A 22219-nucleotide genomic window follows, 5' to 3' on the forward strand; every position below is an offset into this window, starting at 1 on the left:
GGTCCGGGTGCGGGCCCCGACGGTCCGGATGATGCTGGAGCCATGGCCGGGAAACGTCCCATCATCGTGCACCTGCCGTCCCCGACCGGCGGGCGCCGGGTGCGGGTGGACGGCGAGATCCTCGGCCTCGCGCACAGCGTGCGGGACCTGGTGGAGTTCCTGCGCCGGGCGGGGCTGGAGATCGAACCGGAGGAGGTGGCCGACTCGCCGCTGATCGACTGGCGGGGCGTGGGCCCGGACCGGTGGGAGGCGGAGACCCGCACCTGACCGCGCCACCGTGCCCGCCGGACGCGGGTGGCGCGCGGGCGGTCCGTTCCGGGCAGACTGGCGGCATGTCCTCCCGACGCAGAACCTGTCCCGTGTGCCACCGCGACATCGCCGTCGTCGCGGGCCGCTTCGCGCGGCACGACCCGCCCGGGGCGCGGGAGAGCGGGGACCTCGTCTCCTGCGCCGGGTCGCGGAGCCAGGCGTACATCGGAGCGGCCCAGCCGTCCCTGGACGGCTACGTCCTGCCGGACTTCCCCGGACAGCTGCCGCTGTTCTGATCCCCCGCCGACGGCTGCGACGGTCACGACGGCCCGCTGCGACGGCCCGCTACGACGGCTGCGACGGCCACGACCGGCCAACGGCCCACGGCCGCCGTCGGTTCCCGGCCCCCCGGCCGGCGGTCGCCCCCAGGTCCCGGAAGGTCAGTTCCCGGCCACCGACTTGACCGCGACCGACACCGGCGTCGAACCGCTGATCAGCTCCAGCGTGAGACCGGCCGTCGCGGGGGTGTCCACCAACTCCGCGAGGACCGCGGCCACGTCGTCCCGCGGGATCGAGCCGCGCCCCGTGTGCGCCTCCATCCGGACCAGGCCGGTGCCGGCGTCGTCCGTCAGCGCGCCCGGGCGCAGGATCGTCCAGTCCAGCGCCTCCTGCCGGGTGACGTACGCGTCGGCCTCGCCCTTGGCGCGCAGGTACGCGTCGAAGACGTCGTCACCCCGGTGCGCGGGGTCCGCGCCCATCGACGACACCACCAGGAAGCGCCGCACGCGCGCGCGTACCGCCGCGTCCGCGAACAGCACCGCGGCGCCCCTGTCCACCGAGTCCTTGCGGGCCGTGCCGCTGCCCGGGCCCGCGCCGGCCGCGAAGACCGCCGCGTCCGCGCCCTGGAGGTGCGCGGCGACCCCCTCCACCGAGGCGGACTCCAGGTCGAGCAGGACCGGTTCGGCACCGGCCGCCCGCAGGTCGTCGCCCTGCTCAGGCTTGCGGATGATGCCCGCGACCTCGTCCCCGCGCGCGGAGAGCAGACGCTCCAGCCGCAACGCGATCTGACCATGACCACCAGCGATGACAATGCGCATGATTCCGACCGTACGCCCGAAGAGCCGCATCCGCCGCACGGGTCAACCGGTACGGCCGGCGTGCGCCCCGGGCACCCGCGACCCACGACCCGCCCCCCGTTCACGACAGTTCCCCGCGCCCCTGCCGCGGCAGCCCCAGCTCCGCCGCCACCGCCGAGTCGCAGTACTCGCGCACCGCGCTGGTGCGGGCCACCACCCGGCCCCGGTGCACCACGATCCGGCTGTAGGCGAGGGAGAGCGCGCCGGCCAGGTGGTCGCCGCGCACGGCCAGCAGCTCGGCGGGGAAGCCCGCCTCCACCCGTACCTCCGGCAGGCCCAGCACCGCACGGGCCGAGGCACAGACCGCGTCGTAGGCGTCCTCGGGGCGCAGACCGTGCAGGGAGGCGAGGAGGTACGCAGCCTCCAGGGGGTCACCGCGGCCCACGGGGTTCGAGACGTCCCGCAGGGCCCCGCTCCCGGCCGCCACCCGCACCCCGGCCGCGCGCAGCAGCCGTACCGGTGCCGTACCCCGTCTGTCGGCGCCCGCGCAGCCGCCCTGGGGCAGGCACACCACCGTCACGCCGGCCGCCGCGAGCTGGTCGGCGGCGCGGGAGGCGGCGTCGGCGGGCAGACGCGCCAGACCGGCGCACGGCCCGATCGCCACGCCGGGGCGCAGGCCCCCCGCCATCGCGGCGAGGCGGGACAGCCGGGCCGGGTCGGCGGCGTCCGTGTGCAGGTCCACCGGGCAGCCGTGTTCGGAGGCCACCTCCAGGACCGTCTCCACGTAGCCGGTGGGGTCCGGGTCCAGGTCCGGACAGCCGCCCACCACCGAGGCGCCCATCTTCACCGCGTCCCGCAGCATGGCGAGCCCGTCGGCACCGGCCACGCCGGTCAGCAGCCGTGGCATCGCGACCGCCGTCAGCTCCGCCAGCCCCCGCAGCGACCGGCGCGCCCGCAGGACCGCGCCGAGCGCGCCCAGCCCCTGGACGTCGCCCACGCGTACGTGCGCGCGCAGCGCGGTCGCCCCGTGCCCGAGCTGGCGCAGCGCCGCCTCCGTGGCCCGGCGCTGGACGTCGTCGGGGGCGCACGACGCCGGCCCGGCGCGATCCCCGCTCAGCGCGGTGTCGCCGTGGGCGTGCGGTTCGGCCGGGGCCGGCAGGAGCAGGTAGCCGCTCAGATCCACGCGCGTGACGCCCGTTCGGGTCGGCCCCGGCGCGAGACTGCCCGTGGTGCCCACCGCCTCGATGCGCCCGCCGCCCAGCCGCACGTCCACGGTCCGGCCGTCGGTGAGCCGCGCCCCGCAGAGCAGGAGGACGGCCGGATCGGACGGTCCCGAGGACCCCGACGAGTTCGACGGTGGCTGCGGCTGCGGCTGGCTGTCGGGCATCGCGCTCCAGGTCGGGGCCGGGGGGCTCGGGTGGACCGGCGTGAGCGGTTCGGGGCGGTGACGCCCCAAGATCACGCGGAGTGGGTCGAGCCTAGGGTCGCGAGCCGCGTGGGTCGCGCAGGAGCGCAATAGTCGTACCGGCGTGGCCCGCCCCGGCCGGCCCGCGGGCCACCCGCGCGCGGGCCGCCTCTTCCGGCTCTTCCGGTACCCGGACCGGTGCCCGCGCCGACGCCTGCGCGCGCGTCTCCCGAGGGCCGCTGCGCACGGGTGCACGGGGGCGCCGGGCGGCCCGGGAGCGGGGTCCCGATGGGCCGGGGGATACGGATTTGGGCGAACGGCGGCGGACCGTGTAATGTCTTCATCGCTCGCCCCAATAGCTCAGTCGGCAGAGCGTCTCCATGGTAAGGAGAAGGTCAACGGTTCGATTCCGTTTTGGGGCTCTGGTGTGAGAGGTTCCGTCGCGAGGCGGAACCGATCTCATCAAAGCGGTGTAGCTCAGTCGGTAGAGCAAGCGGCTCATAATCGCTGTGTCACCGGTTCAAGTCCGGTCACCGCTACTGACAGTAGCCGATTGCGGGGTCGGTCCTTCGATCGGCTACTCTTTCTTGCGTTGAATCAGTCCATCCGTTCGTCTTAGGAGCACTCACGTGGCTGCCACCGACGTCCGCCCGAAGATCACGCTGGCCTGCGTGGAGTGCAAGGAGCGGAACTACATCACCAAGAAGAACCGGCGTAACAACCCGGACCGTCTTGAGATGAAGAAGCACTGCCCGCGTTGCAACGCGCACACCGCGCACCGCGAAACGCGATAAAAAGGCTCGTCCGTGAGGCCGTCCCCTTCCGAGGGGGCGGCCTCACGGCGTTTTCGAACCGCCACGGCCCGGTCCCGGCGCCCACCCCGCCCCAGCGGCCCCCTGCGCGTTCCCCCGCGGATTTCCGGCTAATTTGGGGCCCATCACAGCAGACATCAGGAGGTGCCGGGCCATGGCGCTCGACCAGTCCTTCGTGGGACGGACCTACCCGCCCACCGCGCCCTATGAGGTGGGCCGGGAGAAGATCCGCGAGTTCGCCGAGGCGGTGGGCGAGACCAACCCGGTGTACACGGACCCCGAGGCCGCCAAGGAGTTCGGTCACCCCGATGTGATCGCACCGCCGACCTTCGTGTTCTCCATCACCTTCCGGGCCGCCGGACAGGTCGTCGAGGACCCGCAGCTGGGGCTGGACTACAGCCGCGTGGTGCACGGCGACCAGAAGTTCGCCTACGCGCGCCCGGTGCGCGCCGGTGACCGGCTCACGGTCACCTCCACCATCGAGGCGATCAAGTCCCTCGCGGGCAACGACATCCTCGACGTCCGCGGTGAGGTGCACGACGAGGCCGGCGAGCACGTCGTCACCGCCTGGACCAAGCTCGTGGCCCGCGCGGCCGGGGAGGCGTGAGGATCCGATGACCGCGAACATCGCGTACGACGACGTCGAGGTTGGCACCGAACTGCCGGCGCGGAGCTTCCCCGTGACACGGGCCACGCTCGTGCGCTACGCGGGTGCCTCCGGGGACTTCAACCCCATCCACTGGAACGAGAAGTTCGCCAAGGAGGTGGGCCTGCCGGACGTCATCGCGCACGGCATGTTCACGATGGCCGAGGCGATCCGCGTGGTCACGGACTGGACCGGCGACCCGGGCGCGGTCGTGGAGTACGGCGTCCGGTTCACCCGGCCCGTCGTCGTACCCAACGACGACCAGGGCGCGGTGATCGAGGTCAGCGGCAAGGTCGCGGCCAAGCTGGACGACAACACCGTCCGGGTGGACCTGACCGCGACGAGCGGCGGCCAGAAGGTGCTGGGCATGTCCCGCGCGGTCGTACGACTGGCCTGACGGCTGCCGGAAACGGCGGGTAAGGGGCGTCCCCATGGCGGGACGCCCCTTACGCGTGTCCGGCCCCTTGGCGCACCCGGCCCCCTTGGGCGCACCCAATCCCCTCGGGGCGTGTCCGGCGGACCCGACGGCCCGGTCCCGCGGGTGCGGGGGCCGTCGTGGGGGTCTCGTAGTCTTGGCGCGTGCAGGTACTCCACGACGCCCCCCTTGCCCCGCTGACCACCTTCCGGCTGGGCGGTCCCGCGACGCGGCTGGTGACCGCCGTCACCGACGCCGAGGTCATCGCCGTTGTCCGCGAGGCCGACGACAGCGGTACGCCCCTGCTGCTCATCGGTGGCGGATCGAACCTGGTCATCGGCGACAAGGGCTTCGACGGCACCGCCCTGCGCATCGCCACGCGCGGGATCGAACTGCGCGGCACCACCCTGGAACTGGCGGCCGGCGAGGTGTGGACCGACGCCGTCGCCCACGCCGTGGAGGCCGGACTCGCCGGGATCGAGTGCCTGGCCGGCATCCCCGGGTCCGCGGGCGCCACGCCGATCCAGAACGTGGGCGCCTACGGCCAGGAGGTCTCCTCGACGATCACCGAGGTGGTCGCCTACGACCGGCGGGCCGGCGAGACCGTCACGCTGACGAACGAGGAGTGCGCCTTCTCGTACCGCCACAGCCGCTTCAAGGCCGACCCCGACCGTTACGTCGTGCTCCGGGTCCGCTTCGGGCTGGAGGCCGCGGACGGGCTGTCCGCGCCGGTCAAGTACGCCGAGGCGGCCCGCGCGCTCGGCGTGGCGGCCGGCGACCGGGTGCCGCTCGCCGACGCCCGCGAGACCGTGCTGAAGCTGCGTGCCGGCAAGGGCATGGTGCTGGACCCCGAGGACCACGACACCTGGTCGGCCGGCTCCTTCTTCACCAACCCGATCCTCACCGGCGAGCAGTTCGACGCGTTCCACGCGCGCGTGCGCGCGCGGCTGGGCGAGGGAGTCGAGCCGCCCGCCTACCCGGCGGGGGAGGGCCGTACGAAGACGTCCGCGGCCTGGCTGATCGACAAGGCGGGCTTCGCCAAGGGCTATGGCACCGGTCCCGCCCGCATCTCCACCAAGCACACCCTCGCCCTCACCAACCGGGGCGGTGCCACCACGGAGGACCTGCTGGCCCTGGCCCGCGAGGTGGTCGCCGGGGTCCACGAGGTCTTCGGCGTCACGCTGGTCAACGAGCCGGTGACCGTGGGCGTGAGCCTGTAGCAGGGACAGCCCCGGCAGCCCAGGGAGCACGGGCAGCCGGGACCGGGCGCGGGTTCAGGCGGCCGGGCCCGCCAGCCAGTCGTCCACGCCCGCCAGCAGCCGCGCCTTGACCTCCTCGGGCGCGGCCGAGCCCCGCACCGACTGCCGGGCCAGCTCCGCCAGCTCGGCGTCCGTGAAGCCGTGGGCGTGCCGGGCGATCTCGTACTGGGCGGCCAGCCGGGAACCGAACAGCAGCGGGTCGTCGGCGCCGAGGGCCATCGGGACACCCGCCTCGAAGAGGGTGCGCAGCGGCACGTCCTCCGGCTTCTCGTACACGCCGAGCGCCACGTTCGAGGCGGGGCACACCTCGCAGGTCACGCCCCGGTCCGCCAGCCGCTTCAGCAGCCGCGGGTCCTCGGCCGCCCGCACCCCGTGCCCGATCCGGGTGGCGTGCAGGTCGTCCAGGCAGTCCCGGACCGAGGCCGGGCCGGTCAGCTCGCCGCCGTGCGGGGCCGACAGCAGACCGCCCTCGCGCGCGATGTGGAAGGCCCGGTCGAAGTCCCGCGCCATGCCCCGCCGCTCGTCGTTGGAGAGCCCGAAACCGACCACGCCCCGGTCGGCGTACCGCACCGCGAGCCGTGCCAGCGTGCGCGCGTCCAGCGGGTGCTTCATCCGGTTCGCGGCGACCAGGACCCGCATGCCGAGGCCGGTCTCCCGGGACGTCGTCTCGACCGCGTCCAGGATGATCTCCAGGGCCGGGATGAGACCGCCCAGCCGGGGCGCGTACGACGTCGGGTCCACCTGGATCTCCAGCCAGCCCGAACCGTCCCCGAGGTCCTCCTGCGCGGCCTCCCGGACCAGGCGCTGGATGTCCTCCGGCCCGCGCAGACAGGAGCGCGCCGCGTCGTACAGCCGCTGGAAACGGAACCAGCCCCGTTCGTCCGTGGCGCGCAGCCGGGGCGGTTCCCCGCTGACCAGGGCCTCCGTCAGCGCGTCGGGCAGGCGCACACCGTGCTTGTCGGCCAGCTCCAGGACGGTGCCGGGCCGCATCGAGCCGGTGAAGTGCAGGTGCAGATGGGCTTTCGGCAGCTCAGAGAGATCACGTACACGCTCCATTCCCAGATCCTGCCGCACGTCACCGCCGTACCGGTAGCCGTTTCCCCGTACGTGGTCTTGCTCGCACACGGGAACGGGCCGCCTCCCGGGAGGGAAACGGCCCGCACGCGCGCGTGGAGTCGCGTGACCGGAAGCTAGTCCCGCGCCTCCGCCAGCAGCTTCTGGATCCGGCTGACGCCCTCGACGAGGTCCTCGTCACCGAGCGCGTACGACAGCCGCAGGTAGCCCGGGGTGCCGAAGGCCTCGCCCGGGACGACCGCGACCTCGGCCTCCTCCAGGATCAGCGCGGCCAGCTCGACCGTGTTCTGCGGACGCTTGCCGCGGATCTCCTTGCCGAGCAGCGCCTTGACCGAGGGGTAGGCGTAGAACGCGCCCTCGGGCTCCGGGCAGACCACGCCATCGATCTCGTTGAGCATCCGCACGATCGTCCTGCGGCGGCGGTCGAACGCCTGGCGCATCTCGGCCACGGCCTCCAGGCCGCCGGAGACGGCCGCCAGCGCGGCGGCCTGGGCGACGTTGGAGACGTTCGAGGTGGCGTGCGACTGGAGGTTCGTCGCGGCCTTGACGACGTCCTTCGGGCCGATGACCCAGCCCACGCGCCAGCCGGTCATGGCGTACGTCTTCGCCACGCCGTTGACCACGACGCACTTGTCGCGCAGCTCGGGCAGGAGCGCCGGCAGGGACACCGAGACCGCGTCGCCGTAGACGAGGTGCTCGTAGATCTCGTCGGTGAGCACCCACAGGCCGTGCTCGAGGGCCCAGCGGCCGATCGCCTCGGTCTCGGCCTCGGAGTACACCGCGCCGGTCGGGTTGGACGGGGAGACGAAGAGCACGACCTTCGTCCGCTCCGTGCGCGCCGCCTCCAGCTGCTCCACCGAGACCCGGTAGCCGGTCGTCTCGTCGGCCACGACCTCCACCGGGACACCGCCGGCCAGGCGGATCGACTCCGGGTACGTCGTCCAGTACGGCGCCGGGACGATGACCTCGTCGCCCGGGTCGAGGATGGCGGCGAACGCCTCGTAGATGGCCTGCTTGCCGCCGTTGGTGACGAGGATCTGGGAGACGTCGGGCTCCCAGCCGGAGTCGCGCAGCGTCTTCGCGGCGATCGCGGACTTCAGCTCGGGCAGGCCGCCGGCCGGCGTGTAGCGGTGGTACTTGGGGTTCTTGCAGGCCTCGATGGCCGCCTCGACGATGTAGTCCGGGGTCGGGAAGTCGGGCTCACCGGCGCCGAAGCCGATCACCGGACGCCCGGCGGCCTTCAGGGCCTTGGCCTTGGCGTCCACGGCGAGGGTGGCGGACTCGGAGATCGCGCCGACTCGGGCGGAGACCCGGCGCTCGGTGGGAGGGATTGCAGCGCTCATGCGGCCCATCGTTCCAGACCGGAAATGCCCCCGGCACGCGGGTTTCACAGACTGAACAGCCTGGGGTCGAGGCGTGAACACGGGTCCGAATCCGGCCCCCGGCCAGGACGATCTTCGCCCGGCGGGCTCCGGCCGGGCACTTTCTGTTCGACGCCGGGCCCCGGACCACGTACACTCTCTCCTCGTTGGCCTTCAGCAGCCGTGATCGAGCAGGTGCACACCGCGCACCCGGTCGGATGCGGTACGTTGGGTGGCACACAGAGGGTCGTAGCTCAATTGGTAGAGCACCGGTCTCCAAAACCGGCGGTTGGGGGTTCAAGTCCCTCCGGCCCTGCTACACACACCGCCAGGATGTGTGCGCATGTACGTACAGCAATGCACCGCCGTGCGGCTCAGGAACCGGGCGCGGCACGGCCATGACCCGGGATCAGGTGAGGATTATGACGGACGCCGTGGGCTCCATCGACACGCCTGATGCCCAGGACGAGGTGCCCGAGTCCAAGAAGAGGGCCCGCAAGGGCGGGAAGCGCGCCAAGAAGGGCCCGCTGAAGCGCCTCGCCACCTTCTACCGCCAGATCATCGCGGAACTCCGCAAGGTCGTCTGGCCTTCGCGCAACCAGCTGACGTCGTACACCACCGTGGTGATCTTCTTCGTTGCGATCATGATTGCTCTGGTGACCGTGATTGACTATGGGCTCAACCACGCGGCCAAGTACGTCTTCGGCTGAGCCAAGAGCGAAGGGCGCCGTGGCACCGGCGCCCGTTTTCGCATGTTCCACCCCTATGTATCCAGGAAGAAGCAGCCATCGTGTCTGACCCGAACCTGAACGACGACGCCACCGAGCCCCGCGGGCTGGCTGCCGAGAAGGCGGATGACGAGCTCGACATCGTCGAGGGCGCGGACGAGCAGGACGAGTTCGAGGCTGCCGAGGCCGAGGCGGGCGAGCCGGCCGAGGAGGCCGCCGAGCACGTCGAGGACGAGGACGAGGACGAGGGCGACGAAGAGGCCGCCGAGGAAGCCCCCGTCGCGGAGGCTGCCGAGGAGGAGCCGGCCGCCCCGGTGGACCCGGTCGAGGCCCTGCGCCAGGAGCTGCGCACCCTGCCCGGCGAGTGGTACGTCATCCACACCTACGCCGGCTACGAGAACCGGGTGAAGACCAACCTGGAGCAGCGCGCCGTCTCGCTGAACGTCGAGGACTACATCTTCCAGGCCGAGGTGCCGCAGGAAGAGGTCGTCCAGATCAAGAACGGCGACCGCAAGACGATCAAGCAGAACAAGCTGCCGGGTTACGTCCTGGTCCGCATGGACCTGACGAACGAGTCCTGGGGCGTCGTCCGCAACACCCCCGGCGTCACCGGCTTCGTCGGCAACGCCTACGACCCCTACCCGCTGACGCTGGACGAGATCGTCAAGATGCTCGCCCCGGAGGCGGAGGAGAAGGCCGCCCGCGAGGCCGCCGAGGCCGAGGGCAAGCCCGCTCCGCAGCGCAAGGTCGAGGTCCAGGTGCTGGACTTCGAGGTCGGCGACTCGGTCACCGTCACCGACGGCCCGTTCGCCACGCTCCAGGCGACCATCAACGAGATCAACCCCGACTCCAAGAAGGTCAAGGGCCTGGTGGAGATCTTCGGTCGCGAGACCCCGGTCGAGCTGTCCTTCGACCAGATCCAGAAGAACTGAGCACACCTCCCGAGGGCGCCCCGCCGGTGAACACCGGGCCGGGGCGCCTTCGGCGTGTCCGGCCCGGCACGCGCGCGGGGGTCACGCCGAGGGCGGCACCGTGGCCGTGCGCCCCGCGCCCGGCGAGCCGGAACGCGTCGTGCGCGACCCTGTCGGTGTGACCCGCCATCCCCCGCCGTCAGTCACGCACACGCGGCTCGGCCGACGGCGCGAAGGCTCCGCGCAACCCCTCGCGCAACCGCTCTGACCTGGGCGATTTCTTGTCCCGAGGGGACAGCGGCTATCGTTGTGCGGTATGCCATTCTGCGGGATCGTGCAACGGCATGGATCCGGATGACGCGAATGGCCATCAACCTCTCAGTAAGGACCCGGAGAGAGCATGCCTCCCAAGAAGAAGAAGGTCACGGGGCTCATCAAGCTCCAGATCCAGGCCGGTGCGGCCAACCCGGCTCCGCCGGTCGGCCCCGCGCTGGGCCAGCACGGCGTCAACATCATGGAGTTCTGCAAGGCCTACAACGCCGCGACCGAGTCGCAGCGCGGTTGGGTCATCCCGGTGGAGATCACGGTCTACGAGGACCGTTCCTTCACCTTCGTGACCAAGACGCCGCCGGCCGCGAAGATGATCCTCAAGGCCGCGGGTGTGGAGAAGGGCTCCGGCGAGCCGCACAAGACCAAGGTCGCCAAGATCACTGAGGCGCAGGTCCGCGAGATCGCCCAGACCAAGATGCCCGACCTGAACGCGAACGACCTGGACGCCGCCGCGAAGATCATCGCCGGTACCGCGCGTTCCATGGGCGTCACGGTCGAGGGCTGACCCCCACCCCCAGCAGTCATGCGGCCGGCAGCGATGCACAGCCGCACGTGGCAGGGCCTGCTCGGCCCAGGGACCACGACTCCTTTCAGAACACACAGGAGCAAGTTGTGAGCAAGCGCAGCAAGGCTCTCCGCGCTGCGGACGCCAAGATCGACCGGGAGAAGCTGTACGCCCCGCTCGAGGCCGTCCGTCTCGCCAAGGAGACCTCCACGACCAAGTTCGACGCCACCGTCGAGGTCGCCTTCCGTCTGGGTGTCGACCCGCGCAAGGCCGACCAGATGGTCCGTGGCACCGTGAACCTTCCGCACGGCACCGGTAAGACCGCCCGGGTCCTGGTCTTCGCGACCGGCGACCGTGCCGAGGCCGCGCGTGCCGCGGGCGCCGACATCGTCGGTGCCGACGAACTGATCGACGAGGTCGCGAAGGGCCGTCTGGACTTCGACGCCGTCGTCGCCACCCCGGACCTCATGGGCAAGGTCGGCCGCCTCGGCCGCGTCCTCGGCCCGCGTGGTCTGATGCCGAACCCGAAGACCGGCACCGTCACCCCGGACGTCGTCAAGGCCGTCAACGACATCAAGGGCGGCAAGATCGAGTTCCGCGTCGACAAGCACTCGAACCTGCACTTCATCATCGGCAAGTCGTCCTTCGAGGACGACAAGCTGGTGGAGAACTACGGCGCCGCGCTGGAGGAGATCCTCCGTCTGAAGCCGTCCGCCGCCAAGGGTCGCTACATCAAGAAGGCCGCCATCACCACCACGATGGGCCCCGGCATTCCGGTCGACCCGAACCGCACCCGCAACCTCCTCGTCGAGGAGGACCCGGCCGCCGTCTGAGCCTCCGCTCGGTCCGGCAGCCGCGTCAGGTACGCGTAGACAGGGCGGGCCCGGGAACCCCACAGGTTCCGGGCCCGTCCTTTCTTTGTGCGACCTTTCGCACGACTGTCAGCGGCCTGGGCTACGGTGCAGGCACAGGACACGCATTAGGGGTGGGACAGCAATGAACAGCACGACCGTGCGCCGGGCGACCCTTTCCATAGCGGTGGTGGCCGCGCTGACCGGAGTGGCCGCCTGCGGCTCCTCGGACTCCGACGGGAGCGGTGACAAGGCGGGCGGCAAGAGCGTGCCCGTCAGCCCCATCGCCGCGCTGCGCTTCGCCGAGAAGTCCACCGACAAGGCGGAATCGGCCAAGGTGCGCTCCACCACGTCCGTCGGCGACCTCATGTCGATGACCGCGAACGGTGCCCTCACCTGGGGCGGTGGTCTGAAGGGCAACCTCACCCTCACGTACACCGGCGGCCAGATGGCCGAGCTGATGAAGAAGGCCGGCACCCAGTCGATGGAGGCCCGGTACCTGCCGGACGCCTACTACGCGCACATGAGCGACGCCTTCGCCCGGCAGGCCGGCGGCGGCAAGCACTGGATCAAGTACTCGTACGACGACCTCGCCAAGATGGGCGGCGCCTCCGGTTCGTACATGAAGGACCAGATCCAGAACGCCACGCCGAACCAGTCCGTGAAGCTGCTGCTGGCCTCGAAGGACGTCAAGAAGGTCGGCCAGGAGAACGTCTCCGGCGTGCGCGCCACGCACTACTCGGGCACGGTGAACGTCGCCGACCTCGCCGGCAGGTCCAGCGACCTCGACGCCGACCAGCTGGCGGCCCTGAAGAAGCAGCTCAGCCAGGCGGGTGTCACCACCGAGACCGTCGACATCTGGATCAACGACCAGAACCTGCTGGTCAAGAAGTCCGAGAAGGCCGACACCGCCAACGGCGCCATGACCAACACCACGTACTACACCGACTACGGCGTGAAGGTCACCGCCGAGGCGCCCCCGGCCGGTGACACCAAGGACTTCGCGGACATGATGAAGTCCGGCGGCACCCTGAGCGGTGGCACCGGCACCGGTACGGGCACCGTCTCCTGACACCGCCCCGAAGCCGCGCCCGGCCGGCTCCCGGCCGGTCCGCGCAGGCCGGGAGCGGTCCGATTTGCTCGGCGACGCCCCGGTCCCGTACTCTCTTGGAGAAGCCAAAGACCGCTGGTCGTTGCCGTGCTCTCGAATGAGGGCGCGGTGGCCGAAGGATCCGCTGAAAAGTGGGCGACCCGCGCAGGTGACTGTGGAAGAACTCCCGGAGCACACGTGAGAAACGCGTGCGGCCGGTCGAGTCCGCCCCGAGCGCCTGCGCCGGGGCGTTTCGTTTTACCCAGTCCTCCTTCGGGTCCGCGCGGTCCGAATCACCCGGAAGGAGGCCGAGGCTCTATGGCGAGGCCCGACAAGGCTGCCGCGGTTGCGGAGCTGACGGACAAGTTCCGTAGCTCCAACGCCGCCGTGCTGACCGAGTACCGCGGTCTCACCGTGGCGCAGCTCAAGACGCTGCGCCGGTCGCTCGGTGAGAACGCCCAGTACGCCGTGGTGAAGAACACGCTGACCAAGATTGCGGCCAACGAGGCCGGGATCACGCTGGACGACCAGCTCTTCGCTGGTCCGACGGCCGTCGCCTTCGTCACCGGTGACCCGGTGGAGTCGGCGAAGGGTCTCCGTGACTTCGCCAAGGACAACCCGAATCTCGTCATCAAGGGCGGTGTCCTTGACGGCAAGGCGCTGTCCGCCGACGAGATCAAGAAGCTTGCGGACCTCGAGTCCCGCGAGGTTCTGCTCAGCAAGCTGGCCGGTGCCTTCAAGGGGAAGCAGTCCCAGACTGCCTCTCTCTTCCAGGCGCTGCCGTCGAAGCTCGTCCGCACCGTGGACGCGCTGCGCGCCAAGCAGGCCGAGCAGGGCGGTGCCGAGTAATTCGGCTCGCTTTCTGACCCGCGTCCACATCGCGGGTCGCAGCGGGCCGACGTACGCCCGCCTTACCCAGTACATCCGGCACCTGCCGATTTAGTGGAAGGACCGCCATCATGGCGAAGCTCAGCCAGGAAGACCTGCTCGCGCAGTTCGAGGAGATGACCCTCATCGAGCTCTCCGAGTTCGTGAAGGCCTTCGAGGAGAAGTTCGACGTCACCGCCGCCGCCGCGGTCGCCGTCGCCGGTCCGGCCGGTCCGGCCGCCCCGGCCGAGGCCGAGGAGGAGAAGGACGAGTTTGACGTCATCCTCACCGGTGCCGGCGACAAGAAGATCCAGGTCATCAAGGTCGTGCGTGAGCTGACCTCGCTGGGTCTGAAGGAGGCCAAGGACCTCGTCGACGGCACCCCGAAGCCGGTCCTCGAGAAGGTCACCAAGGAAGCCGCGGAGAAGGCCGCCGAGTCCCTCAAGGGCGCCGGCGCCTCCGTCGAGGTCAAGTAAGACCTTTCCGGGTCCATGGACTCGAACACGCGTTGAGCGCGGTCTCGTGGGGCGCTGAAGCCGGCGCCCGCGGGCTGTAACGCGAACGCACCGAAGAGCGATCATCCATCCGGGTGGTCGCTCTTCGGCGTATCCGGAGACCGACCGCGGTTGCCTTGCACTCGCGACGGCGAGGGGTATGGTGATCTTCGTTGTGTCTCCGGAGGGCCTGCTTCGGCCTGGGGGGCCTTGACGAACCGCACGCAGCGCGCAATTCTCAGGACGCGTCGTCACAAGGATCCGAATCCGAGGCATGGATCGACGGCGAAGAGGGCAGTATCAACGTGCGTTGAGGGCAGGCATCAACGCGAGTTGAGGGCAGGCATGCCGAGGGCGTTGACAAGGGCGTTGAGCACAACGAGGGTCTTCGAAAACCCGCACTGGACATCAGTGTGCCAAGTGGCTACACTGACCCTTTGCGCTGCCTGTTAGCTGTCCCCTGCCCGTCACCAGGGGTCTGCCCTCACCCCAGCACAGTCGACCGAAGCCACCCTGACCTGGGGTTTCCGTCTCTGTCCGTGGGAGAGGGACCGGTACGCGCGTAGTGAGTCCGAGCCCTCGGAAGGACCCCCTCTTGGCCGCCTCGCGCAACGCCTCGACCGCGAATACGAACAACGGCGCCAGCACCGCCCCGCTGCGCATCTCCTTTGCAAAGATCAAGGAGCCTCTCGAGGTTCCGAACCTGCTCGCGTTGCAGACCGAGAGCTTCGACTGGCTGCTCGGCAACACCGCTTGGCAGAGTCGGGTCGAGGAGGCTCTTGAGAACGGTCAGGACGTCCCCACCAAGTCCGGTCTGGAGGAGATCTTCGAGGAGATCTCCCCGATCGAGGACTTCTCCGGGTCGATGTCGCTGACGTTCCGGGACCACCGCTTCGAGCCGCCGAAGAACTCGATCGACGAGTGCAAGGAGCGCGACTTCACGTACGCCGCCCCGCTCTTCGTCACCGCCGAGTTCACCAACAACGAGACCGGTGAGATCAAGTCCCAGACGGTCTTCATGGGCGACTTCCCGCTCATGACGAACAAGGGCACTTTCGTCATCAACGGCACCGAGCGTGTCGTGGTGTCGCAGCTGGTCCGTTCCCCCGGTGTCTACTTCGACTCCAGCATCGACAAGACGTCCGACAAGGACATCTTCTCCGCCAAGATCATCCCGTCCCGGGGTGCCTGGCTGGAGATGGAGATCGACAAGCGCGACATGGTCGGTGTCCGCATCGACCGCAAGCGCAAGCAGTCGGTCACCGTGCTGCTGAAGGCGCTCGGCTGGACGACCGAGCAGATCCTTGAGGAGTTCGGCGACTACGAGTCGATGCGCGCCACCCTGGAGAAGGACCACACCCAGGGCCAGGACGACGCGCTGCTCGACATCTACCGCAAGCTGCGTCCGGGCGAGCCCCCCACGCGCGAGGCCGCGCAGACGCTGCTGGAGAACCTCTACTTCAACCCGAAGCGCTACGACCTCGCGAAGGTCGGCCGCTACAAGGTCAACAAGAAGCTGGGCGCCGACGCTCCGCTGGACGCGGGCATCCTGACCGTCGAGGACATCATCTCGACGATCAAGTACCTGGTGCAGTTGCACGCCGGCGAGACCGAGACCACCGGTGACAACGGCGACACGATCGTCGTCGAGACCGATGACATCGACCACTTCGGCAACCGTCGTCTGCGCAGCGTCGGCGAGCTCATCCAGAACCAGGTCCGCACGGGTCTGGCGCGTATGGAGCGAGTCGTCCGCGAGCGCATGACCACCCAGGACGTCGAGGCGATCACGCCCCAGACCCTGATCAACATCCGGCCGGTCGTCGCCTCCATCAAGGAGTTCTTCGGCACCAGCCAGCTGTCGCAGTTCATGGACCAGAACAACCCCCTGTCCGGTCTCACGCACAAGCGTCGTCTCTCGGCGCTCGGCCCCGGCGGTCTCTCCCGTGAGCGGGCCGGCTTCGAGGTCCGAGACGTGCACCCCTCGCACTACGGCCGCATGTGCCCGATCGAGACGCCGGAAGGCCCGAACATCGGTCTGATCGGCTCGCTCGCCTCCTACGGCCGGGTCAACGCGTTCGGTTTCGTCGAGACGCCGTACCGCAAGGTGATCGACGGCCAGGTCACCGACGAGGTGGACTACCTGACCGCCGACGAGGAGGACCGCTTCGTCATCGCGCAGGCCAACGCGCCGCTGACCAGCGACCTCCGCTTCGAGGAGAGCCGCGTGCTCGTCCGCCGTCGTGGCGGCGAGGTCGACTACGTCGGCCCCGAGGACGTGGACTACATGGACGTCTCGCCGCGCCAGATGGTGTCGGTCGCGACCGCCATGATCCCGTTCCTCGAGCACGACGACGCCAACCGTGCCCTCATGGGCGCGAACATGATGCGCCAGGCCGTTCCGCTGATCAAGTCGGAGGCCCCGCTCGTCGGCACCGGCATGGAGTACCGCTCCGCCGTCGACGCCGGCGACGTCGTCAAGGCCGAGAAGGCGGGTGTGGTCCAGGAGGTCTCCGCGGACTACATCACCACCTCCAACGACGACGGCACGTACATCACGTACCGCCTGCACAAGTTCGCCCGGTCCAACCAGGGCACCTCGGTCAACCAGAAGGTCGTCGTCAACGAGGGCGACCGGGTCATCGAGGGCCAGGTCCTCGCCGACGGTCCGGCCACCGAGAACGGCGAGATGGCCCTGGGCAAGAACCTGCTCGTGGCGTTCATGCCGTGGGAGGGTCACAACTACGAGGACGCGATCATCCTGTCGCAGCGCCTCGTGCAGGACGACGTCCTCTCCTCGATCCACATCGAGGAGCACGAGGTCGACGCCCGTGACACCAAGCTCGGCCCGGAGGAGATCACCCGGGACATCCCGAACGTCTCCGAGGAGGTCCTCGCCGACCTCGACGAGCGCGGCATCATCCGCATCGGTGCCGAGGTCATCGCCGGCGACATCCTCGTCGGCAAGGTGACCCCGAAGGGTGAGACCGAGCTGACCCCGGAGGAGCGCCTGCTGCGCGCGATCTTCGGCGAGAAGGCCCGTGAGGTCCGTGACACCTCGCTGAAGGTGCCGCACGGCGAGACCGGCAAGGTCATCGGTGTGCGCGTCTTCGACCGCGAGGAGGGCGACGAGCTGCCGCCGGGCGTGAACCAGCTGGTCCGCGTCTACGTCGCGCAGAAGCGCAAGATCACCGACGGTGACAAGCTCGCCGGCCGGCACGGCAACAAGGGTGTCATCTCGAAGATCCTGCCGATCGAGGACATGCCGTTCCTGGAGGACGGCACCCCGGTCGACATCATCCTCAACCCGCTGGGTGTGCCGTCCCGAATGAACCCGGGACAGGTCCTGGAGATCCACCTCGGCTGGCTCGCCAGCCGCGGCTGGGACGTCTCCGGCCTCGCGGACGAGTGGGCCCAGCGCCTCCAGGTCATCGGCGCCGACCAGGTCGCCCCGCGCACCAACGTCGCGACCCCGGTCTTCGACGGTGCCCGCGAGGACGAGCTGGCGGGTCTGCTCCAGCACACCATCCCCAACCGCGACGGCGAGCGCATGGTGCTCCCGTCCGGCAAGGCGCGGCTGTTCGACGGCCGCTCCGGTGAGCCGTTCCCGGACCCGATCTCGGTCGGCTACATGTACATCCTGAAGCTGCACCACCTGGTCGACGACAAGCTGCACGCGCGTTCGACCGGTCCGTACTCGATGATCACCCAGCAGCCGCTGGGTGGTAAGGCCCAGTTCGGTGGCCAGCGGTTCGGCGAGATGGAGGTGTGGGCACTCGAGGCCTACGGCGCCGCGTACGCCCTCCAGGAACTGCTGACCATCAAGTCCGACGACGTGACCGGCCGCGTGAAGGTCTACGAGGCCATCGTCAAGGGCGAGAACATCCCTGAGCCCGGCATTCCCGAGTCCTTCAAGGTGCTCATCAAGGAAATGCAGTCCCTGTGCCTCAACGTGGAGGTGCTGTCCTCGGACGGCATGTCCATCGAGATGCGCGACACCGACGAGGACGTCTTCCGCGCTGCGGAGGAGCTCGGTATCGACCTGTCCCGGCGCGAGCCGAGCAGCGTCGAAGAGGTCTGACGGGAGTCCGGTAGGGGCCTCGCCACCGTGTGAGGCCCCCGCCGACCCCCAGGCCCCCGTTTCAGACCACAGACTTTCGACCCTGAGAGGGATTGACGCATAGTGCTCGACGTCAACTTCTTCGACGAGCTCCGGATCGGCCTGGCCACCGCTGACGACATCCGTCAGTGGAGCCACGGCGAGGTCAAGAAGCCCGAGACCATCAACTACCGCACCCTGAAGCCCGAAAAGGACGGACTCTTCTGCGAGAAGATCTTCGGTCCGACCCGGGACTGGGAGTGCTACTGCGGCAAGTACAAGCGTGTCCGCTTCAAGGGCATCATCTGCGAGCGCTGTGGCGTCGAGGTCACCCGCGCCAAGGTGCGCCGTGAGCGGATGGGCCACATCGAGCTGGCCGCCCCCGTCACGCACATCTGGTACTTCAAGGGTGTTCCGTCGCGCCTGGGCTACCTGCTCGACCTGGCGCCGAAGGACCTCGAGAAGGTCATCTACTTCGCGGCGTACATGATCACGTACGTCGACGAGGAGCGCCGTACCCGCGATCTGCCCTCCCTGGAGGCGCACGTCTCGGTCGAGCGCCAGCAGATCGAGAACCGCCGCGACGCCGACCTCGAGGCCCGTGCCAAGAAGCTCGAGACCGACCTGGCCGAGCTGGAGGCCGAGGGTGCCAAGGCCGACGTGCGCCGCAAGGTGCGCGAGGGTGCCGAGCGCGAGATGAAGCAGCTGCGCGACCGCGCGCAGCGCGAGATCGACCGCCTCGACGAGGTGTGGAACCGGTTCAAGAACCTCAAGGTCCAGGACCTGGAGGGCGACGAGCTGCTCTACCGCGAGCTGCGTGACCGCTTCGGCACGTACTTCGACGGTTCGATGGGTGCCGCGGCGCTCCAGAAGCGCCTGGAGTCCTTCGACCTCGACGAGGAGGCCGAGCGGCTCCGCGAGATCATCCGTACCGGCAAGGGCCAGAAGAAGACCCGTGCCCTGAAGCGGCTGAAGGTCGTCTCCGCGTTCCTCCAGACCTCCAACAGCCCCAAGGGCATGGTCCTGGACTGCGTCCCGGTCATCCCGCCGGACCTGCGTCCGATGGTGCAGCTGGACGGTGGCCGCTTCGCGACCTCCGACCTGAACGACCTGTACCGCCGTGTCATCAACCGCAACAACCGTCTGAAGCGGCTCCTGGACCTCGGTGCCCCGGAGATCATCGTCAACAACGAGAAGCGCATGCTTCAGGAGGCTGTTGACGCCCTCTTCGACAACGGTCGTCGCGGCCGGCCGGTGACCGGTCCCGGCAACCGCCCGCTGAAGTCCCTCAGCGACATGCTGAAGGGCAAGCAGGGTCGTTTCCGTCAGAACCTGCTCGGCAAGCGAGTCGACTACTCGGCGCGTTCCGTCATCGTCGTCGGCCCGCAGCTGAAGCTGCACCAGTGCGGTCTGCCCAAGGCCATGGCGCTGGAGCTCTTCAAGCCGTTCGTGATGAAGCGCCTGGTCGACCTGAACCACGCGCAGAACATCAAGAGCGCCAAGCGCATGGTGGAGCGCGGCCGCACGGTCGTGTACGACGTCCTCGAAGAGGTCATCGCCGAGCACCCGGTGCTGCTGAACCGTGCTCCCACCCTGCACCGCCTCGGCATCCAGGCCTTCGAGCCGCAGCTGGTCGAGGGCAAGGCCATCCAGATCCACCCGCTCGTCTGCACCGCGTTCAACGCGGACTTCGACGGTGACCAGATGGCCGTGCACCTGCCGCTGTCCGCGGAGGCGCAGGCCGAGGCCCGCATCCTGATGCTGTCCTCGAACAACATCCTCAAGCCGGCCGACGGCCGTCCGGTGACGATGCCGACCCAGGACATGGTCCTCGGTCTGTTCTTCCTCACCACCGACGGCGAGCTGCGTGACACCAAGGGCGAGGGCCGCGCGTTCGGCTCCACGGCCGAGGCGATCATGGCGTTCGACGCCGGCGAGCTGGCCCTCCAGTCGCCGATCGACATCCGCTTCCCGGTGGGCACCATCCCGCCGCGGGGCTGGACCCCGCCGGCGCGCGAGGAGGGCGAGCCCGAGTGGCAGCAGGGTGACTCGTTCCGCCTGCGCACCACCCTGGGCCGCGCGCTCTTCAACGAGCTGCTGCCCGAGGACTACCCGTTCGTCGACTACTCGGTGGGCAAGAAGCAGCTCTCCGAGATCGTCAACGACCTGGCCGAGCGCTACCCCAAGGTCATCGTGGCGGCGACGCTCGACAACCTGAAGGCGGCCGGCTTCTACTGGGCGACCCGTTCCGGTGTCACCGTGGCCATCTCCGACGTGGTCGTCCCCGAGGCGAAGAAGGAGATCGTCCGCGGGTACGAGGCGCAGGACGAGAAGGTCCAGAAGCAGTACGAGCGCGGTCTGATCACCAAGGAAGAGCGCACGCAGGAGCTCATCGCGATCTGGACCAAGGCGACCAACGAGGTCGCCGAGGCGATGAACGAGAACTTCCCCAAGACCAACCCCATCTTCATGATGGTTGACTCGGGTGCCCGAGGAAACATGATGCAGATGCGGCAGATCGCCGGTATGCGCGGTCTGGTGTCGAACGCGAAGAACGAGACCATCCCGCGTCCGATCAAGGCCTCGTTCCGTGAGGGCCTGTCCGTGCTGGAGTACTTCATCTCCACCCACGGTGCCCGTAAGGGTCTGGCGGACACCGCTCTGCGTACCGCCGACTCGGGTTACCTCACCCGTCGTCTGGTCGACGTCTCGCAGGACGTCATCATCCGCGAGGAGGACTGCGGCACCGACCGTGGCCTCAAGCTCAAGATCGCCTCGCGCGGTGCGGACGGTGTGCTGCGCAAGGCGGACGACGTCGAGACGTCCGTGTACGCGCGCTGCCTCGCCGAGGACATCGTGGTCGACGGCCAGGTGCTGGCCCCGGCCGGCACCGACCTGGGCGACGTCCTCATCGAGGAGCTGGTCGGCCGTGGCGTCGAGGAGGTCAAGACCCGCTCGGTCCTGACCTGCGAGTCCGCCGTCGGTACCTGCGCGATGTGCTACGGCCGTTCGCTGGCCACCGGCAAGCTGGTCGACATCGGTGAGGCGGTCGGCATCATCGCCGCCCAGTCCATCGGTGAGCCCGGTACCCAGCTGACGATGCGTACCTTCCACACCGGTGGTGTGGCCGGTGACGACATCACCCAGGGTCTGCCGCGTGTCGTCGAGCTCTTCGAGGCCCGTACCCCGAAGGGTGTCGCCCCGATCTCCGAGGCCTCCGGCCGCGTGCGGATCGAGGAGACCGAGAAGACCAAGAAGCTCGTCGTCACCCCGGACGACGGCAGCGACGAGACGGCGTACCCGATCTCGAAGCGTGCCAAGGTCCTGGTCCGCGAGGGCGACCACGTCGAGGTGGGCCAGCAGCTCACCGTGGGTGCCACCAACCCGCACGACGTGCTGCGCATCCTGGGCCAGCGTGCCGTCCAGGTCCACCTGGTCGGCGAGGTCCAGAAGGTCTACAACTCGCAGGGTGTGTCGATCCACGACAAGCACATCGAGATCATCATCCGGCAGATGCTCCGCCGCGTGACGATCATCGAGTCCGGCGACGCCGAGCTGCTGCCCGGTGAGCTGGTCGAGCGCTCGAAGTTCGAGACCGAGAACCGTCGTGTGGTCCAGGAGGGCGGTCACCCGGCCTCCGGTCGTCCGCAGCTGATGGGTATCACCAAGGCCTCGCTGGCGACGGAATCCTGGCTGTCGGCCGCCTCCTTCCAGGAGACGACCCGAGTCCTGACGGACGCGGCGATCAACGCCAAGTCCGACAGCCTCATCGGCCTCAAGGAGAACGTCATCATCGGTAAGCTCATCCCGGCCGGTACGGGTCTGTCCCGCTACCGCAACATCCGGGTCGAGCCGACCGAGGAGGCCAAGGCCGCGATGTACTCGGCCGTCGGCTACGACGACATCGACTACTCGCCGTTCGGCACGGGCTCCGGCCAGGCCGTTCCGCTGGAGGACTACGACTACGGTCCGTACAACCAGTAAGCGAGCAGTCCGAAGGGCGGTCACTCCCGCGAGGGAGTGGCCGCCCTTCGGCGTGTCCGGGAC

Annotated in this window: 19 protein-coding genes and 3 tRNA genes; 18 read left to right on the forward strand and 4 right to left on the reverse strand. The window is 69.4% G+C overall.

The features are described from left to right. Window positions 1-42: 42 nt before the first annotated feature. Together IF37_RS0126295 and IF37_RS0126300 are read left to right on the forward strand one after the other, a co-directional pair. Window positions 43-267 (forward strand): hypothetical protein, encoded by a 225-nt coding sequence (locus tag IF37_RS0126295; RefSeq protein ID WP_030747440.1) that lies wholly within the window; start codon window positions 43-45, stop codon window positions 265-267. 65 nt (window positions 268-332) lie between these two features. Next, window positions 333-545, forward strand: a complete 213-nt coding sequence (locus tag IF37_RS0126300) for a hypothetical protein (protein ID WP_030747442.1) — start codon at window positions 333-335, stop codon at window positions 543-545. 144 nt (window positions 546-689) lie between these two features. Here the strand turns inward: IF37_RS0126300 and IF37_RS0126305 are convergent, their stop codons facing one another. After that, window positions 690-1346, reverse strand: coding sequence for an SDR family oxidoreductase (locus tag IF37_RS0126305; protein WP_030747444.1), 657 nt, complete (start codon window positions 1344-1346; stop codon window positions 690-692). Between the two features lie 100 nt (window positions 1347-1446). Beyond that, window positions 1447-2712, reverse strand: coding sequence for an amidohydrolase family protein (locus tag IF37_RS0126310; protein WP_030747445.1), 1266 nt, complete (start codon window positions 2710-2712; stop codon window positions 1447-1449). Window positions 2713-3079: 367 nt separating this feature from the next. On the opposite strand from IF37_RS0126310, the gene IF37_RS0126315 reads away from it, so the two are divergent. The 6 genes from IF37_RS0126315 to IF37_RS0126340 all read left to right on the forward strand — a co-directional run bounded on the left by IF37_RS0126315 (window position 3080) and on the right by IF37_RS0126340 (window position 5823). Beyond that, window positions 3080-3152: transfer RNA gene (locus IF37_RS0126315), tRNA-Thr, on the forward strand. A 44-nt stretch (window positions 3153-3196) separates the two neighbouring features. Next, window positions 3197-3269, forward strand: a tRNA-Met gene (locus IF37_RS0126320). A 90-nt stretch (window positions 3270-3359) separates the two neighbouring features. Next, complete coding sequence (gene rpmG / locus IF37_RS0126325) at window positions 3360-3524, forward strand: 50S ribosomal protein L33 (RefSeq protein ID WP_003948671.1); 165 nt, start codon at window positions 3360-3362, stop codon at window positions 3522-3524. Window positions 3525-3696: 172 nt separating this feature from the next. Continuing rightward, window positions 3697-4149 carry a MaoC family dehydratase N-terminal domain-containing protein gene (locus IF37_RS0126330; RefSeq protein ID WP_030747447.1) on the forward strand — a complete coding sequence of 151 codons (453 nt, stop codon included), beginning with the start codon at window positions 3697-3699 and terminating at the stop codon, window positions 4147-4149. Between the two features lie 7 nt (window positions 4150-4156). Then, window positions 4157-4585 carry a MaoC family dehydratase gene (locus IF37_RS0126335; RefSeq protein WP_030747449.1) on the forward strand — a complete coding sequence of 143 codons (429 nt, stop codon included), beginning with the start codon at window positions 4157-4159 and terminating at the stop codon, window positions 4583-4585. Window positions 4586-4767: 182 nt separating this feature from the next. Then, window positions 4768-5823, forward strand: coding sequence for a UDP-N-acetylmuramate dehydrogenase (locus tag IF37_RS0126340; protein ID WP_030747451.1), 1056 nt, complete (start codon window positions 4768-4770; stop codon window positions 5821-5823). Window positions 5824-5877: 54 nt separating this feature from the next. On the opposite strand, the gene IF37_RS0126345 is transcribed toward IF37_RS0126340, so the two are convergent. Both IF37_RS0126345 and IF37_RS0126350 read right to left on the reverse strand, forming a co-directional pair. Next, on the reverse strand, window positions 5878-6918 hold the full coding sequence (locus tag IF37_RS0126345; RefSeq protein ID WP_030747454.1) for an adenosine deaminase: 1041 nt from the start codon (window positions 6916-6918) through the stop codon (window positions 5878-5880). 134 nt (window positions 6919-7052) lie between these two features. Continuing rightward, window positions 7053-8279: a pyridoxal phosphate-dependent aminotransferase gene (locus IF37_RS0126350; protein ID WP_030747457.1), complete on the reverse strand. Its 1227-nt coding sequence runs from the start codon at window positions 8277-8279 to the stop codon at window positions 7053-7055. Window positions 8280-8540: 261 nt separating this feature from the next. On the opposite strand from IF37_RS0126350, the gene IF37_RS0126355 reads away from it, so the two are divergent. From IF37_RS0126355 to IF37_RS0126400, 10 genes are all read left to right on the forward strand, one after another. Next, window positions 8541-8613 (forward strand) — tRNA-Trp (locus tag IF37_RS0126355). 106 nt (window positions 8614-8719) lie between these two features. Continuing rightward, on the forward strand, window positions 8720-9007 hold the full coding sequence (gene secE, locus IF37_RS0126360; RefSeq protein ID WP_030747466.1) for a preprotein translocase subunit SecE: 288 nt from the start codon (window positions 8720-8722) through the stop codon (window positions 9005-9007). 80 nt (window positions 9008-9087) lie between these two features. Further along, window positions 9088-9957 (forward strand): transcription termination/antitermination protein NusG, encoded by an 870-nt coding sequence (nusG, locus tag IF37_RS0126365; RefSeq protein ID WP_030747469.1) that lies wholly within the window; start codon window positions 9088-9090, stop codon window positions 9955-9957. A gap of 379 nt (window positions 9958-10336) precedes the next feature. Continuing rightward, window positions 10337-10771 carry a 50S ribosomal protein L11 gene (rplK, locus tag IF37_RS0126370; RefSeq protein ID WP_030747472.1) on the forward strand — a complete coding sequence of 145 codons (435 nt, stop codon included), beginning with the start codon at window positions 10337-10339 and terminating at the stop codon, window positions 10769-10771. 107 nt (window positions 10772-10878) lie between these two features. Continuing rightward, window positions 10879-11604 carry a 50S ribosomal protein L1 gene (gene rplA, locus IF37_RS0126375; protein WP_030747475.1) on the forward strand — a complete coding sequence of 242 codons (726 nt, stop codon included), beginning with the start codon at window positions 10879-10881 and terminating at the stop codon, window positions 11602-11604. Between the two features lie 163 nt (window positions 11605-11767). Further along, a complete protein-coding gene (locus IF37_RS0126380) occupies window positions 11768-12694 on the forward strand; it encodes a hypothetical protein (RefSeq protein WP_030747478.1) in 927 nt (308 codons plus the stop codon). A gap of 336 nt (window positions 12695-13030) precedes the next feature. Beyond that, complete coding sequence (gene rplJ, locus IF37_RS0126385) at window positions 13031-13561, forward strand: 50S ribosomal protein L10 (RefSeq protein WP_030747482.1); 531 nt, start codon at window positions 13031-13033, stop codon at window positions 13559-13561. Between the two features lie 110 nt (window positions 13562-13671). Next, complete coding sequence (rplL, locus tag IF37_RS0126390; protein ID WP_030747486.1) at window positions 13672-14055, forward strand: 50S ribosomal protein L7/L12; 384 nt, start codon at window positions 13672-13674, stop codon at window positions 14053-14055. 613 nt (window positions 14056-14668) lie between these two features. Next, entirely contained in the window at window positions 14669-18154 is a 3486-nt protein-coding gene (gene rpoB / locus IF37_RS0126395) for a DNA-directed RNA polymerase subunit beta (protein ID WP_030747488.1), read from the forward strand. 102 nt (window positions 18155-18256) lie between these two features. Beyond that, entirely contained in the window at window positions 18257-22156 is a 3900-nt protein-coding gene (locus IF37_RS0126400; protein ID WP_030747491.1) for a DNA-directed RNA polymerase subunit beta', read from the forward strand. Window positions 22157-22219 lie beyond the last annotated feature (63 nt).

Source organism: Streptomyces sp. NRRL S-31, from assembly GCF_000718775.1.
Lineage (GTDB): Bacteria > Actinomycetota > Actinomycetes > Streptomycetales > Streptomycetaceae > Streptomyces.

Bases quoted from the DNA above. Each gene is read 5' to 3' on its own strand.
- rplL (WP_030747486.1), top strand. From the start codon at position 13,672: ATGGCGAAGCTCAGCCAGGAAGACCTGCTCGCGCAGTTCGAGGAGATG.
- IF37_RS0126295 (WP_030747440.1), top strand. From the start codon at position 43: ATGGCCGGGAAACGTCCCATCATCGTGCACCTGCCGTCCCCGACCGGC.
- IF37_RS0126300 (WP_030747442.1), top strand. From the start codon at position 333: ATGTCCTCCCGACGCAGAACCTGTCCCGTGTGCCACCGCGACATCGCC.
- secE (WP_030747466.1), top strand. From the start codon at position 8,720: ATGACGGACGCCGTGGGCTCCATCGACACGCCTGATGCCCAGGACGAG.
- rplJ (WP_030747482.1), top strand. From the start codon at position 13,031: ATGGCGAGGCCCGACAAGGCTGCCGCGGTTGCGGAGCTGACGGACAAG.
- IF37_RS0126335 (WP_030747449.1), top strand. From the start codon at position 4,157: ATGACCGCGAACATCGCGTACGACGACGTCGAGGTTGGCACCGAACTG.
- IF37_RS0126350 (WP_030747457.1), bottom strand. From the start codon at position 8,279: ATGAGCGCTGCAATCCCTCCCACCGAGCGCCGGGTCTCCGCCCGAGTC.
- IF37_RS0126380 (WP_030747478.1), top strand. From the start codon at position 11,768: ATGAACAGCACGACCGTGCGCCGGGCGACCCTTTCCATAGCGGTGGTG.
- IF37_RS0126330 (WP_030747447.1), top strand. From the start codon at position 3,697: ATGGCGCTCGACCAGTCCTTCGTGGGACGGACCTACCCGCCCACCGCG.
- IF37_RS0126345 (WP_030747454.1), bottom strand. From the start codon at position 6,918: ATGGAGCGTGTACGTGATCTCTCTGAGCTGCCGAAAGCCCATCTGCAC.
- IF37_RS0126310 (WP_030747445.1), bottom strand. From the start codon at position 2,712: ATGCCCGACAGCCAGCCGCAGCCGCAGCCACCGTCGAACTCGTCGGGG.
- IF37_RS0126305 (WP_030747444.1), bottom strand. From the start codon at position 1,346: ATGCGCATTGTCATCGCTGGTGGTCATGGTCAGATCGCGTTGCGGCTG.
- rplK (WP_030747472.1), top strand. From the start codon at position 10,337: ATGCCTCCCAAGAAGAAGAAGGTCACGGGGCTCATCAAGCTCCAGATC.